13 protein-coding genes are annotated in these 14,244 nt (G+C 46.0%); all 13 read left to right on the forward strand.

The genetic code is table 11. The annotated features are described in order from the left end of the window. Window positions 1-10 precede the first annotated feature (10 nt). The 13 genes from MHH60_RS09095 to rsgA all read left to right on the forward strand — a co-directional run bounded on the left by MHH60_RS09095 (window position 11) and on the right by rsgA (window position 14,244). Window positions 11-904, forward strand: a complete 894-nt coding sequence (locus tag MHH60_RS09095; RefSeq protein ID WP_036686185.1) for a YicC/YloC family endoribonuclease — start codon at window positions 11-13, stop codon at window positions 902-904. 48 nt (window positions 905-952) lie between these two features. After that, window positions 953-1,213, forward strand: coding sequence for an extracellular matrix/biofilm regulator RemA (gene remA / locus MHH60_RS09100; RefSeq protein WP_006209218.1), 261 nt, complete (start codon window positions 953-955; stop codon window positions 1,211-1,213). A 19-nt stretch (window positions 1,214-1,232) separates the two neighbouring features. After that, complete coding sequence (gene gmk, locus MHH60_RS09105; protein ID WP_076136140.1) at window positions 1,233-1,802, forward strand: guanylate kinase; 570 nt, start codon at window positions 1,233-1,235, stop codon at window positions 1,800-1,802. Window positions 1,803-1,853: 51 nt separating this feature from the next. Beyond that, complete coding sequence (rpoZ, locus tag MHH60_RS09110) at window positions 1,854-2,054, forward strand: DNA-directed RNA polymerase subunit omega (RefSeq protein ID WP_036686188.1); 201 nt, start codon at window positions 1,854-1,856, stop codon at window positions 2,052-2,054. A 216-nt stretch (window positions 2,055-2,270) separates the two neighbouring features. Next, complete coding sequence (gene coaBC, locus MHH60_RS09115) at window positions 2,271-3,506, forward strand: bifunctional phosphopantothenoylcysteine decarboxylase/phosphopantothenate--cysteine ligase CoaBC (protein ID WP_076136142.1); 1,236 nt, start codon at window positions 2,271-2,273, stop codon at window positions 3,504-3,506. After that, the gene (priA, locus tag MHH60_RS09120; RefSeq protein WP_076136144.1) at window positions 3,506-6,037 is read left to right on the forward strand and encodes a primosomal protein N'; all 2,532 of its coding nucleotides are present in this window, start codon (window positions 3,506-3,508) and stop codon (window positions 6,035-6,037) included. Before coaBC ends, priA begins: the two co-directional genes overlap by 1 nt. A gap of 85 nt (window positions 6,038-6,122) precedes the next feature. Then, entirely contained in the window at window positions 6,123-6,602 is a 480-nt protein-coding gene (gene def, locus MHH60_RS09125; protein WP_036686193.1) for a peptide deformylase, read from the forward strand. A gap of 5 nt (window positions 6,603-6,607) precedes the next feature. Next, a complete protein-coding gene (gene fmt / locus MHH60_RS09130) occupies window positions 6,608-7,543 on the forward strand; it encodes a methionyl-tRNA formyltransferase (RefSeq protein WP_076136146.1) in 936 nt (311 codons plus the stop codon). A gap of 152 nt (window positions 7,544-7,695) precedes the next feature. After that, window positions 7,696-9,012 (forward strand): 16S rRNA (cytosine(967)-C(5))-methyltransferase RsmB, encoded by a 1,317-nt coding sequence (rsmB, locus tag MHH60_RS09135; protein ID WP_370511497.1) that lies wholly within the window; start codon window positions 7,696-7,698, stop codon window positions 9,010-9,012. A gap of 151 nt (window positions 9,013-9,163) precedes the next feature. Beyond that, window positions 9,164-10,204: a 23S rRNA (adenine(2503)-C(2))-methyltransferase RlmN gene (gene rlmN / locus MHH60_RS09140; RefSeq protein WP_036686196.1), complete on the forward strand. Its 1,041-nt coding sequence runs from the start codon at window positions 9,164-9,166 to the stop codon at window positions 10,202-10,204. Window positions 10,205-10,210: 6 nt separating this feature from the next. Further along, a complete protein-coding gene (locus MHH60_RS09145; protein ID WP_076136149.1) occupies window positions 10,211-10,984 on the forward strand; it encodes a Stp1/IreP family PP2C-type Ser/Thr phosphatase in 774 nt (257 codons plus the stop codon). After that, window positions 10,984-13,242 (forward strand): Stk1 family PASTA domain-containing Ser/Thr kinase, encoded by a 2,259-nt coding sequence (gene pknB / locus MHH60_RS09150; protein ID WP_076136151.1) that lies wholly within the window; start codon window positions 10,984-10,986, stop codon window positions 13,240-13,242. The genes MHH60_RS09145 and pknB overlap by 1 nt, the downstream gene beginning before the upstream one ends. Before the next feature lie 96 nt (window positions 13,243-13,338). After that, window positions 13,339-14,244: a ribosome small subunit-dependent GTPase A gene (gene rsgA, locus MHH60_RS09155; RefSeq protein WP_036686201.1), complete on the forward strand. Its 906-nt coding sequence runs from the start codon at window positions 13,339-13,341 to the stop codon at window positions 14,242-14,244.

Genomic DNA, 14,244 nt, shown 5'->3' on the forward strand with positions numbered 1-14,244 from the left:
TGTGATTCCGTTGTCATTTAGCATGACCGGATACGGTCAATCGTCCCTGCAATTCGGCGGCTACAAGATTATGTTCGAAGTGAAATCGGTGAATCACCGGTACTGCGAAGTTGTACTGCGGATGCCCCGGGATTGGACGGGTTATGAGGATGTGTTGAGAAGAAAGGTTCAACAGCACATCAAACGGGGAAGAATAGATGTTACCATCAATAGAGAGCACGATGAGTCGACGGTTAGACCGGTTCTGAATCACTCTGCAGTAATGACCTATCTAAAGGCAGCAGAGCAGCTTAAGAACGAATATGGTTTGACGGGTGAGTTGACTTTACGTGATATACTTTCTATACCCGGTATTATGGACAGCAAAGACGAGGCTGCGGGTGCCGTGTCTGCGACATTAGAAGACTACTCCGAAGTATTGGAGGCGGGACTTGAGCAGTGTTTGCAGTCTCTGCTGGAGATGCGCGCCCGTGAAGGCAGTTATCTAGCCGCAGATATTGAACAGCGCCTGAACCATCTTGAGAACATGCATGCTGAAATGGTTGAACTTGCACCTGTCGTAATCATTGAATATCGAGAGAAACTTCGACATCGATTGAATGAACTAAATGATGGGACGTTCGCTTTTGATGAGCATAAATTCGGGATGGAGATCGCTATTTTTGCAGATCGCTGTAATATTGATGAAGAGTTGACCCGGTTGTATAGTCATTTCGAGCAATGCAGAGCCCTCCTGAAGGGGAAAGGACCGGTAGGACGCAAACTGGATTTTCTCATTCAGGAGATGAACCGTGAGACAAATACAATCGGATCGAAATGCAATCATCTAACTCTCGTGGGTCTTGTGCTAGATATGAAAGCAGAACTGGAGAAGATTCGAGAACAAGCTGCGAACATAGAGTAATCGGGAATAGGTAATAGCATAGAACTTTATGGGGGGAACTACCGGAACATGGCAATCAAACTTATTAACATTGGCTTTGGAAATATTGTGTCTGCCAACCGCATTATTTCTATCGTCAGTCCGGAATCTGCACCAATCAAACGTATTATCCAGGAGGCACGTGATCGGCATATGTTGATCGACGCCACCTATGGCCGACGGACTCGTGCCGTAATCATTACAGATAGTGATCATGTCATCCTATCGGCTGTACAGCCGGAGACTGTGGCGCATCGCTTATCCAGTAAAGATGACGACAACGACGAATAACAACTAAATGGAGTGTATTATGTCAAAAGGATTGCTCATCATATTATCCGGACCTTCCGGCGTAGGTAAAGGTACTGTTTGTACTGCACTACGTCCGAAGATGCCCGAACTTGTCTACTCAGTTTCTGCTACTACTCGCAGTCCGCGTGCGGGTGAGGAAGATGGCGTCAACTATTTTTTCAAAAGCAAAGATGAATTTATGACAATGATCGAAGCCGATCAATTGCTTGAATACGCGGAGTACGTAGGTAATTATTACGGTACTCCCCGTGATTTTGTGGAGAGAACTCTCAATAGCGGCAAAGACATTATTCTCGAAATTGAGGTTCAAGGCGCTCTCAAAGTCAAAGAGAAATTTCCTGAAGGGATTTTTGTGTTCCTTCTTCCTCCATCCATGGACGAGTTGAAGGACCGCATTCGCGGACGGGGTACTGAGCATCCAGATGTGATCGATCACCGCATGACTGTAGCGGAGGATGAGATCAACTTAATGCAGCATTATGATTATGCTGTTGTGAATGATGAGATTGATCTGGCTTGTAAGAGAATAGAAAGCATTATTATCGCCGAACATTGTAAAGTTAGATAATTTATGCTGAAGGTCAAATGTATTAACAGTAAACTATGAAGAGGTGTCCCAGTGCTATATCCATCCATTGATGAAATGATGACTAAGGTTGACAGTAAGTATTCGCTCGTTGTCGCTGCTGCACGTCGTGCTAGACAATTGCGTGAGGGTGGCAAGACAGATGTGAAGAATCCTAGATCGCATAAATTTGTTGGTGTTGCTCTTGAGGAAATTTACGAAGATCGCATTACTCTAACCCGCGGTGAAGAGTAGTCTCAAGCATAAGTAATAATGACCTATTGTAGAAACGGATGCCGCCTATTTGTTTTGAGGCGCTGCCGTTTCTTCTTGGGTTATGGAGCATTTATGGGTCTTAAATTTATGATGAAAGCCCAGAACCGGGCTCTTTATGACAACCGGAAGGTTGTTATTTTTTTCTCGTCGTAAAGATAACCATTCGTTGTAAGAGTAGGGAACAGGGGGGAGATCATGTTGAAGAGCTTGAAGGGGAAGACTATTTTACTTGGGATCACAGGAGGAATTGCTGCTTATAAAGCGGCGTCCTTGACCAGTAAGCTTGTCCAAAAAGGAGCCGAGGTTCATGTCATTATGACAGCTTCGGCGAAGCAGTTCATTACAGAGTTAACTCTACAGTCACTATCGAAGCAACGAGTTTACAGCGATACATTCCAGGAGAGAGATCCATCCTCCATTTCACATATTGATCTGGCAGATGCTGCGGATCTTGTGCTGGTAGCACCCGCAACCGCAAATATAATTGCCAAAATGGCACACGGGATCGCCGATGATATGTTATCTACTACATTGCTTGCTACTACGGCTCCTATTATGGTTGCACCAGCTATGAATGTTCATATGTATCAGCATCCAGCGGTACTTAATAATTTGAATATTCTCGCTAGCCGGGGCATTCAGTTTATTGAGCCTGGTGAAGGACTGCTGGCATGTGGATACGTTGGCAAAGGTCGGCTAGAAGAGCCGGAGGCTATTGTGAGTGTGGTTGAGAATTTTTTTGCACACCAAGCAAGCGTCGCATCCAAACCTCTTGTGGGTAAAAAAATCGTCATCACAGCGGGTGGAACGGTAGAACGCATTGATCCAGTACGTTATATCTCCAATGATTCATCAGGTAAAATGGGCTTCGCATTAGCACGTGCTGCACGCGCAATGGGAGCTGAGGTAACGTTGATTGCTGCACGTACAGATGAGGCTCCTCCACAGGATCCGGAAATTTCAGTCATTCGTGTTCAATCTGCCCAAGAAATGTATGAAGCAGTTAACGCACAGTGGGACAGCTGCGACATTATGATCAAGGCGGCGGCTGTATCGGACTACCGTCCGAAGCATAGTGAACCTTCCAAGATTAAAAAAAGCGGAGAGACGATGACGCTTGAGCTTGTGAAGACAACGGATATTCTGGAAACACTCGGTAAGAACAAAAACAAGCAGTTTTTGGTCGGCTTTGCTGCGGAGACGGGCAATACGGAATTTTATGCTAAGGACAAGCTGGTCCGCAAAAACTGCGATCTCATCGTTGCTAACAATGTAGCGGCTGCAGGAGCCGGATTTGGAGCGGATACGAATATCGTTTCGATATATGATGTGAATGGATTGGTGCTAGAATTGCCACAATTGTCGAAGGATGAGGTTGCTCTTCGTTTGCTGACGCTTGTGGCAGAGCGAATTACTGGAGCTTCTTTATAATGGATATCGCCAAGGTCATTGTGGATGTGCCTGTACGCAGCACTGACCGGCCATTTGATTATAGTATTCCAGAATCCCTGAAATTATGGATTGAAGTGGGCAGTCGGGTAGCCGTTCCGTTTGGTCACCGGACAGTCCAAGGTTTTGTAGTATCTTTAGAATCAGGCGAGACTCTAGTGAATCCTAGTCTGAAGCCAATCCAAGAAGTGCTGGACCTGCTTCCGCCTTTATCTCCTGAATTAGTTGAGCTTGCGGACTGGATGAGTAAAAGATATGCATGTAGACGGATTTCAGCACTGCAGGCGATGTTGCCCACCGCTCTAAAAGGGAAGGCAGAACGGCTGATTTCACTTGGAGATGTGCAGGAAGAGACAGCATTTCCAGCGGATGAATTGTTCCCAATGTTTGCGGACACAGGGGATGAGGAACGGCTAATCACAGAATTTATTGGTCGTAGTGGCGAAGTTTCCATGAAGCAGCTTACTCGTGCATTTCCTGAGGCTGCTGAGACGGTGAAGTTCATGCTGCGGCGTGGAGTACTTATAGAGAGTCAATCCATTAAGGATAAAATGGGCAAGAAAAAGCTCAAGGCAGTCGATCTGGCGATAGGTGTCACTGCTGCCCGTGAGGCTGTGAACAAATTTCCAAAAAAATCAGCACGGCAGAAGGAAGTTCTGAGTTTTTTAGTTGATATGGAAGCTACACTCCCCATGGCCCTTAAAGAAGTTTTGTCTGCACTCCAAGTAACGGCAAGTACTGTAAAGGCTTTGGAGGAAAAAGGTTTTATCGAGATCAGTGAAATTGAAGTCTATCGCGATCCTTATCAAGGACGAGATTTTAAACCTACCGCACCTCTACCGCTTACAGCGGAACAAGAGGTCGTATATACAAGAATTTCTCGAACTGTAGAGGAGCAGCTTCACGAAGTATTTCTGCTTCATGGAGTTACGGGTAGTGGTAAAACAGAGATTTATTTGCAGTGTATTAAACGTTGTTTAGATCAGGGTAGACAGGCTGTTGTTCTTGTTCCAGAGATTGCTTTAACGCCACAAATGGTGGAGCGGTTTAAGGGACGGTTCGGCAGCGGGGTCGCGGTTATGCATAGCCGGCTGTCTGTTGGTGAGCGATACGATGAGTGGCGTAAAATCCGTGAAGGAAAGGCCACAGTCGCTGTAGGCGCAAGATCGGCCGTGTTTGCTCCTTTCTCCAACTTAGGGCTGATTATTATGGATGAAGAACATGAGACCTCTTATAAACAGGAGGAGAATCCGAAATATCATGCCCGTGATGCTGCTATTCGTAGAGCGGAGCAGTGTGGGGCAGCTGTGATCCTTGGATCTGCCACGCCTTCGCTGGAAAGCTATCATGCTGCAAGATCGCAGAGTGATATTCATTTTTCACCGGTACTGCTGGAGATGCCTACCCGTGCGCTTGGAAATGAACTTCCAAAGGTGAACGTAGTAGACATGCGGGAAGAGCTTAAAGAAGGCAACCGTTCGATGTTCAGCCGAAAGCTTCATTCAGCGCTGGAAGAGAGGCTGGAACGCGGAGAACAGACGGTGCTGCTGCTTAACCGTAGAGGTTTCTCCACTTTTGTCATGTGTCGTAGCTGTGGTTACGTAGCCGGTTGTCCAGAATGTGATATCTCACTAACATATCATAGTCGTAGTGACAATTTGCGTTGTCATTATTGTGGCCATGCTGAACCAGCACCTAAGCTTTGTCCGGAGTGTGGGAGTGAGCATATCCGGTTTTTCGGAACGGGTACACAGCGGGTGGAAGAAGAGCTTGGTAAGCTGTTCCCAGGCATACGAGTGATTCGTATGGATGTGGACACAACAACAGAAAAAGGCTCACATGAGAAGCTGCTGAACCAATTCCGGGACAAAAAAGCGGATGTTCTCCTGGGGACTCAGATGGTAGCAAAGGGACTGGATTTTCCAGATGTCACTCTTGTTGGTGTAATCACAGCTGATTCAGCGTTGAACCTGCCCGATTTTCGCGCAGCAGAGAAGACATTCCAATTGCTTACACAAGTTGCAGGCAGAGCAGGCCGGCATCAGCTTCCAGGCGAAGTGGTCGTTCAGTCCTATACGCCAGAGCATTATTCCATTTTTCATGCCAGCGGACATGACTATCTCTCTTTTGTACGTGAAGAGCTAAAGCATCGTAGAGGCCTCCATTATCCACCGTATTGCAGACTCATCCTGGTCACATTGTCTCATGAACAGTTGCCGCTTCTACTGCGGATGGCAGAAAATTATGCTCTGAATCTTCAAGGAAAGGCCAGACAGCTAAGATGGTATGGAAGTCTCGATAAGCTAACCAGCGATGTGTTAGATCTGTTGGGTCCTGTGGCTTCACCTATCCCTCGATTAAAGGGTAGATATAGATTCCAGTGTATGATAAAATGGCGCGGCGCCATCGATGTAATTGGACTTGTCCGCCAAGTGGCTGAAGAGTTAGAGGATTCTGTACGGGATACTGGTCTTCAGATCAGCATTGATGTGGATCCGCAGATGTTGATGTAAATCCGTATCATGTTACAATGTAGAAAAAGAGCTTTATCAATTGACTTTAAATATAGAAATGTTCAGAACGGGAAGGTGTTTTGTAATGGCTATACGTTTGATCGTTAAGGAACCGGATGAAGTATTGCACAAAAAAGCTAAAGAAGTAGCTGTAGTTACTCCTAATGTTAAAAAATTGCTGGATGATATGGCACATACGATGTATGACGCTGAAGGAGTAGGGCTGGCGGCACCCCAAGTCGGAATTTTGAAACGTCTAATTGTGGTGGATGCGGATGAAGAGCATGGATTGATCAAAATGATTAACCCTGAAATCATCAGCATGGAAGGTGAACAGCTAGGACCAGAAGGATGTCTTAGTATTCCTGGCTTGAATGGTGATGTACGCCGTGCGGAGACTGTAACTGTACGTGGCCTTAACCGTGAGGGAAAAGAGATTACGATAACCGGCAGTGGTTTACTTGCCCGGGCTTTTCAGCATGAGATTGACCATTTGAATGGAGTTCTGTTTACAGATATCGCTGAAAAAGTGTACGAGATGACTGCTAACGAGACTGAGGAGTGAGAAATATGAAGATTGTTTTCATGGGAACTCCAGCCTTTGCGGTGCCAAGCTTGCAGATGCTGGTAGATGAAGGCTATGAAGTTGTAGCTGTCATCACCCAACCGGATCGTCCGCAGGGGAGAAAAAAGATCTTAGCTCCTTCACCAGTTAAGGAAGCCGCATTAGCTCTCGGATTACCTGTGCTTCAGCCTGAACGCATGCGTCGTCCTGAGGCAGTCGCTGAGCTAGCTGCGTATGAGCCGGATTTGATCGTCACGGCTGCTTATGGTCAAATTTTGCCTAAAGCTGTGTTGGAATTACCGCGAAATGGTTGTGTGAATGTACACGGTTCGTTGCTTCCTAAATATCGGGGAGGTGCTCCGATTCAGCGTAGTATCATCAATGGTGAGAAAGTGACCGGTGTTACTTTGATGTATATGGCGGAAGGGCTGGATACCGGTGACATGATCTCTCGTGTCGAAGTGGCTATTGAGGATGAAGATACCTCTGGAATTCTTTTTGAGAAGCTAAGCCTAGCGGGACGAGATCTGTTAAAGTCTGAAATGCCACGTTTAGTGAGTGGAAAAGTTCAAGCTGTTCAGCAAGATGATAGTGAGGCAACTTATGCTCCTAACCTTAATCGCGAGGATGAACGATTGGATTGGAACGCCAGCTCGCGTGATAACTATAATCGAATTCGTGGATTAGTTCCTTTTTCCGGCGCATTCACGTTCTGGAATGGTGAGACCTTTAAAGCTTGGGCTTCTAAGCTGCCTGAAGCGCAGAAAGCAAGCGATAGTGCTCCAGGAACGGTGCTTTCTGTAACCGAGCAAGGTGTCGAAGTGAAAACAGGTGACGGAAGTCTGCTGCTGACAACGGTTCAACCTGCTGGTAAAAAAGCAATGAGTGCGGCCGATTTTAGCCGTGGTGCTGTTATGAAGCCAGGGACGGTGTTAGGTTGAGCGGCGGTGGAAACGGTGTTGGCCGATCAGCAGTAAATCCTGGCGCTGGTAAGAGACAAGGGAATAATTCAAAAGCAGTTGGCAACAACGGCAGAGCTGGCAACAAGGGTAAGGTTGCCCCTGCCACTGCACGGGAAATCGCGCTTGAAATAATGGTTAAAGTTGAGCAGCAAGGTGCATATAGCAATTTGCTGCTCAACAGCAGTCTACAGAAGGCAACACTTAGCAGAGAAGATGCCGGACTGGTCACAGAACTTGTTTATGGCTCTATTTCGCGGATGAACACCTTGGATTATGTGCTTGAAGGATTTGTTAGTAAAGGGATAGCTAAACTACAGCCATGGGTCCGTAATTTACTGCGGTTAAGTTTATATCAAATTATGTATCTTGATCGTATACCGTCCCATGCAGCTGTAAATGAGGCTGTTAATATAGCGAAGAAAAAAGGCCACCAGGGAATCTCAGGGATGGTTAACGGCGTGCTGCGCAGTGTGTTGCGTGCTGGTGATCTACCGGTTCTGCCTGACGGGCTGAGTCAAGTGCAGCGGATATCGATCTTATACTCACATCCGTTGTGGTTAGTGGAACGTTGGATTACCGAGTATGGTGTCGACACGGCGGAAGCGATTTGTGCATCTAATAATGAGCCGCCTGCGGTCAGCGTACGTGTGAATACAACGATGATCAGTCGTGAAGCTCTGCTGAACCAGATGATTGAACAAGGTCTGCAAGCTTCAGTATCTGAGGTTAGTCCTTATGGCATTGTTGTGAAAGGCGGCGGAAACCTGGCGCTCACCTCCTGGTATCGTGATGGATATCTCTCCGTTCAGGATGAGAGTTCTATGCTAGTAGCTGAAGCGGTAGCTCCGGAGCCTGGGATGAGGGTGCTTGACTGCTGCGCTGCTCCTGGGGGCAAAACAGCACATATGGGCGAGCTCATGAAAGATGAAGGATCAATTTACGCTAATGATCTGCATTTGCATAAAGCGAAATTGATCTCAGATCAAGCAGAACGTTTAGGTCTTGATTGCGTATCTACAGGCAGTGCAGATGCGCTGGAGCTGGAGCACACTTTAGAGCATCAATCCTTTGATAGAATTCTTCTCGACGCACCTTGCTCTGGACTCGGCGTAATTCGCCGTAAGCCAGACCTCAAATGGCGTAAGCAGCCGGAAGATGTGGCTAGCGTAGCGTCATTGCAACGGGAATTGCTGCAGTCGGTCTCTAAACTGTTGAAACCGGGTGGCATTCTGGTATATAGTACCTGTACTACTGAACAAGCAGAAAATAGTGAAGTAGTAGCTGAATTTTTGAAGCAGAATCCTGACTTCACTGCTGTAACTTTTGCCTCCCCATTATGGGACAGGCTGGAGGGTACTGCGCTGGCTGAGGGTGAAGGAATTCAGCTGCTGCCTCATCATTATGGGAGCGACGGGTTCTATATTTCCAAGCTTCAGAGAGTCTTGTAATATAGCAAATTTTCTGACAATTGTAGTATCCTCCGCCCGCCGGGCTACCGTACGGCGGGCGTTTTCTTTTACCGTCTCTGAAATTTGTGTTAAAATAGGAAGAATGAGAAATAATACGCATATCCTTATGAAAGAACAGGTGTAGATAATAATGAAACCTTTAATATATGATTTTTCTTTAGAAGAGTTACAACAGTGGGCGAAAGACAATGGTGAGCCTGCTTTTCGTGGTGGACAAATTTTTGATTGGCTGTATGTAAAACGTGTAAATGACTTCGAAGCAATGAGCAATTTGTCCAAAGGGCTTCGCCAGAAGCTGAATGAACAATTCTCTATTGCAGCGCTAACTGAAATTACTAAAATGGAATCTAAAGATGGAACTGTAAAATTCCTGTTTGGATTGCATGACGATCATGCTATCGAAACAGTTATCATGAAACATAATTATGGCAATAGCGTTTGTGTAACAACCCAAGTAGGGTGCCGAATCGGCTGTACTTTCTGCGCTTCCACACTAGGTGGATTAAAACGGGATTTGACAGCGGGAGAAATTGTAGCTCAGGTAGTACGTTCCCAACAAATCCTGGATGCGCGCGGCGAACGTGTCAGCAGCATTGTTATCATGGGTACTGGTGAGCCGTTTGAGAACTATGATGCAACAATGAGATTCCTGCGTCTAATGATTCATGAGAAGGGCCTAAATATCGGACAACGGCATATTACTGTTTCCACCAGCGGTATTGTACCGAGCATTTATAAATTTGCAGAAGAAGATACCCAGATTAATTTGGCGATTTCAATTCATGCGCCTAACGACGCCTTGCGTTCAAAGCTAATGCCTGTTAACCGCCGTTTTCCGTTTGATGATGTAATTGAATCCTTGCGTTATTATCAAGCAAAGACGGGGCGACGCGTCAGCTTTGAATATGCCTTGATCGGCGGGGTAAATGACCAACCGGAGCATGCTGAGGAATTGGCTGGGGTGCTTAAGAGCATGCTGTGCCACGTCAATTTGATTCCGGTAAACCATGTGCCTGAGCGAAAATATGTACGTACTTCACGCAATGATATCTTTGAGTTTCAACGTATTTTGGCTGATAACGGGGTGAATGTTACTATTCGCCGTGAGCAAGGCCATGATATCGCGGCCGCATGCGGACAGCTGCGTGCCAAACATATGGAGTTGGGGTGAGGATATTTGATCAGAACAGTTCATGCCAGCGATATTGGCCGAGTGCGCTCTGTCAATGAGGATTCGGTCTGGATCGGCGCGACGCGCCACGGTTATACACTTGGCATAATTGCCGATGGGATGGGTGGACATCAGGCTGGTGAAACCGCAAGCAGGCTCGCTTTGGAGACAATGAGGAATAACCTGGACGGGTTAGAGCCTGAACTTCAAGACGAAGCTCTGCGTGATGCGTTGTCAGCTGCTATTTTGGAAGCTAACAGCACTGTGTTCAGAGAGGCTTCCGGAGACGATAAGTATCATAATATGGGTACTACTGTCGTTGCTGTTCTTTTGAATGGATCAAACGGATATATTGGCCATATCGGAGACAGCAGAGCCTATTTAATAAAAGACAGTGCGGCAGTTCAACTAACCGAGGATCATACGCTAGTCAATGAGCTGTTCAAGAACGGTCAGATCAGTGTGGAGGAATTGGATAATCATCCGCGTCGTAATGTGCTGACGAGGGCACTTGGTACAGATGCTGAGGTTGAGGTTGATATGGCGCCTATAGCTCTGCTACCTGGGGAAATTTTGCTTCTATGCAGCGATGGTTTAAGCAACTTTGTCACAAATGAGCATTTAGGCAAAGTTTCAGGTATACATGAGATATCGTTAGAGGAAAGAGCGGACCGTTTACTTCAGCTGGCACTGCTCGCCGGCGGTGGCGATAATATTAGCGTCGCTTTGTTAGAACATCATGGAGAGGCCGCTGTGCCCGAAACAAAGGAGTGGGATTGATGATCGGTCACGAATTGGGCGGCCGTTACCAAGTCATCGAACGGATCGGCGGAGGTGGAATGGCGCTCGTCTATAGAGCACATGACATTCTTTTAAACCGAAATGTCGCCATCAAAGTATTGCGCAATCAGTTTGTGCATGACGAGGAATTTATTCGCCGTTTTAGGCGTGAGGCGCAATCTGCCGCATCTTTGTCTCATCCGAATGTCGTCAGCATATACGATGTAGGACAAGAAGACGAAATTCATTACATTGTCATGGAGTATATTGAGGGTCAGAATCTTAATGAAATTATAAAAGAACGTGCGCCATTGCAGGTTGATGAATCCGTACGGATCGCTTCACAAATCTGTGATGCCCTAGATCATGCGCATCAGAATCAAATTATTCATCGTGATATAAAACCACATAATATCCTGATCGGACGCAATGGCCGGGTGAAAGTAACCGACTTTGGGATTGCCCGCGCAGTTACGTCAACAACCATTACACAGACCGGTTCTGTGGTTGGTTCAGTACATTATTTTTCGCCAGAGCATGCCAAAGGTGTCTCTACAGGAGAAAAGTCTGATTTGTATTCATTAGGTATTGTACTTTATCAAATGCTTACCGGAAGCCTGCCCTTCTTGGGAGAGAGTCCGATTAGTGTAGCTTTAAAACATCTGCAAGAAGAGTTTGAAGAGCCAAAACTTCTGAATCCACTCATTCCGCAAAGCGTTGAGAATGTAATTCTAAGATCAATGCGTAAAAACCCGGAGGAGCGGTACGACTCTGCCAAAGAAATGTTGCAGGATCTGGAAACATGCTTATTGCCGGAGCGCCGCAGTGAGGCGAAGATTCTGTTTAACGATGAAGAAGATGAGGATCGTACGCGGGTTATCCCGGCGATAAAACCGATTCAAAGAAGCAATGGTAATCGTAATCATCGTGAGGAACGGATGGTTCGTGATGAAGACGATGAACCGGTGCCTTCAAGCAAAGGTAAAAAACAATGGGCAAAACCTACATTATGGATTGGGCTTACCTTACTGTTGCTGTTGGCTATGGCCAGTCTCGTATGGTACGTTAAATCACAGCTAGTTGTTCCTGAGGTTTCCGTTCCTTATGTAGTAGGTAAACAGATAGAACAAGCTCAAACTGAGCTTGAGGATTTGGGGCTTGAGGTTGCTGATCCTATTCTGTATGACTACAGTCCGAATTTTGAAGAGAATGTGGTCATTAAGCAAAGTAGGGAAAAGGATGCTAAAGTGAAAAAAGGAGCGTCCCTTATACTCACTGTGAATACGGCTAAGCCACTACCCAAGATGCCAGATGTAGTTAACAAGAGCTTTGATGATGCGGTTAAAGCATTGATGGCGCTGGGTGTAGCCCAGGACCGGATTGATAATAAACCTCTCTATGACGAAAATACAGATGAAGGTCTTATTGTAAAATCTGACCCTGCATTAAATACTGAATTCGATCCTGAGACGGTTCAAATCACCCTTTACGTTAGTAAAGGAGAAGAAAGTGTACTGTTGCCAGATCTCATCGGTAAGACGGAGAGTGAGGCAAAGGCGCTGCTTGAAGGCGCCAAGCTTGTTCTTGGAGAAGTTAAGAAAGAATCCAGCTTCAGCATTGAAGAAGGTAAAGTAACAAAGACTTGGGCATTTGATAAGGGGACCGGTACTTCTGTTCCACCTGGAACAGCGATTACGATTTACTTAAGTACAGGTTATCCACCTGAAGCCCTGAATTATACCTTTAATGTGCCAGTCGCTCCTGCTCAGGATGGGAAAAAGAGCAAGATTCGTATCGAATTCGTGGATGCGCGCAATAATGGAGAGAAGCAGGATTGGGGAACACGTACCATTGGAAAAAGCCAAGTGTTATCTGTGAATCTAGTATTGGCTCCTAATAAAGATGGTTCAGTTATTGTTACCCGTGACGGTGTGCTTTTGGACACTTATGTCATTCCTTATATCGATGCTAAGAACGGAACCGTTCAGGAGCCTGAACCACCAGTTATAGCAACACCACAGCCAACTCCAACACCTTCTGCTGAACCTACGCCTACAACTGAACCTACGATTGAACCGGAGATCTTGCCGGGTTCAGGTTCAGAGAATGACGGGGGGAATAACGGGGCGGTGAATCAGACAGGGTTCGTAAATAATAGTTCGGTAAACAGTGAATCGACTAATAATGGCAATAACAAGCACAATAATAAGAACAATAATAAAGGCAAGGATAAATCTAAAGATAAAAACAACAACTAAACAGGGTTTAACCTGAACGGTTGGCGTAGCGAAATGACCCGGGGATATCAGACTTGGGTCATTTTCGCAAAATCAGGAGAGGAAGGCTCACTATGTATGCCTGAAGGAATAATTGTTAAGGCGTTAAGCGGTTATTATTATGTGAAACCGCTCCGCGAAGGATTAATTGCGACTGAAGAGCATTCTGTTCAATGCAGAGGCCGAGGAATTCTTAAGAAAAAAGGGATCGCACCGCTAGTTGGAGATCGGGTTATTTATATTCTTACTGAGCATGGAGAAGGAATGGTGGATGAACTTCTACCTAGAGAATCTGAACTGATTCGTCCACCTGTAGCGAATGTTAAGCTCGCAGTCCTTTTATTCTCCGTTCGGGAGCCCGATATGAACCTGAATCTGTTGGACAAGTTTCTAGTTCATATTGAGCATTCAGGTCTGGAACCCCTAATTGTTCTGACTAAACAGGATTTGGCGGATGATGATGGTGAAGCTACCCGTTATGTTAAAGAACTTTATGAGGATATCGGATATGAAGTGATGGTCACAAGTTCACTTACTGGTGCCGGAAGCGATGAGCTAAGACAACGGCTTACTGGTGGGATTAGCGTTTTTGCCGGTCAATCAGGGGTTGGTAAGTCCACCTTATTGAATCGTATTGTTCCCGGGCTTAAACTGGAAACTGGAGAGATCAGTTTACGATTGGGACGTGGTCGTCATACGACCCGTCATGTGGAGCTGATGGATATTGGTGGTGGAGGTTTTGTTGCAGATACTCCAGGTTTTAGTCAGCTTGATTTCTTGGAGCTTGGTGTAGAAGAGCTGTCCACTTGTTTTCGTGAATTTGCTCAATACGCATCCGATTGTAAGTTCCGGGGCTGCAGTCATCAGCATGAACCAGGCTGCCGTGTAATAGAGGCTTGGAAAGCAGGGAAAATTGCGGATAGTCGCTATGATCATTACAAACTGTTTTTTAATGAAATGAAAGATAAAAAGCGGAGGTACTAA

Origin of the sequence: Paenibacillus sp. FSL H7-0716, assembly GCF_038002705.1 — a bacterium.
Taxonomy (GTDB): Bacteria; Bacillota; Bacilli; order Paenibacillales; family Paenibacillaceae; genus Paenibacillus_AQ; species Paenibacillus_AQ odorifer.

Excerpts from the sequence above, each read along its gene's own strand:
- rlmN (WP_036686196.1), top strand. The coding sequence starts at position 9,164 with ATGAAACCTTTAATATATGATTTTTCTTTAGAAGAGTTACAACAGTGG.
- coaBC (WP_076136142.1), top strand. The coding sequence starts at position 2,271 with ATGTTGAAGAGCTTGAAGGGGAAGACTATTTTACTTGGGATCACAGGA.
- rsmB (WP_370511497.1), top strand. The coding sequence starts at position 7,696 with ATGGTTAAAGTTGAGCAGCAAGGTGCATATAGCAATTTGCTGCTCAAC.
- gmk (WP_076136140.1), top strand. The coding sequence starts at position 1,233 with ATGTCAAAAGGATTGCTCATCATATTATCCGGACCTTCCGGCGTAGGT.
- remA (WP_006209218.1), top strand. The coding sequence starts at position 953 with ATGGCAATCAAACTTATTAACATTGGCTTTGGAAATATTGTGTCTGCC.
- fmt (WP_076136146.1), top strand. The coding sequence starts at position 6,608 with ATGAAGATTGTTTTCATGGGAACTCCAGCCTTTGCGGTGCCAAGCTTG.
- pknB (WP_076136151.1), top strand. The coding sequence starts at position 10,984 with ATGATCGGTCACGAATTGGGCGGCCGTTACCAAGTCATCGAACGGATC.
- rsgA (WP_036686201.1), top strand. The coding sequence starts at position 13,339 with ATGCCTGAAGGAATAATTGTTAAGGCGTTAAGCGGTTATTATTATGTG.
- priA (WP_076136144.1), top strand. The coding sequence starts at position 3,506 with ATGGATATCGCCAAGGTCATTGTGGATGTGCCTGTACGCAGCACTGAC.
- def (WP_036686193.1), top strand. The coding sequence starts at position 6,123 with ATGGCTATACGTTTGATCGTTAAGGAACCGGATGAAGTATTGCACAAA.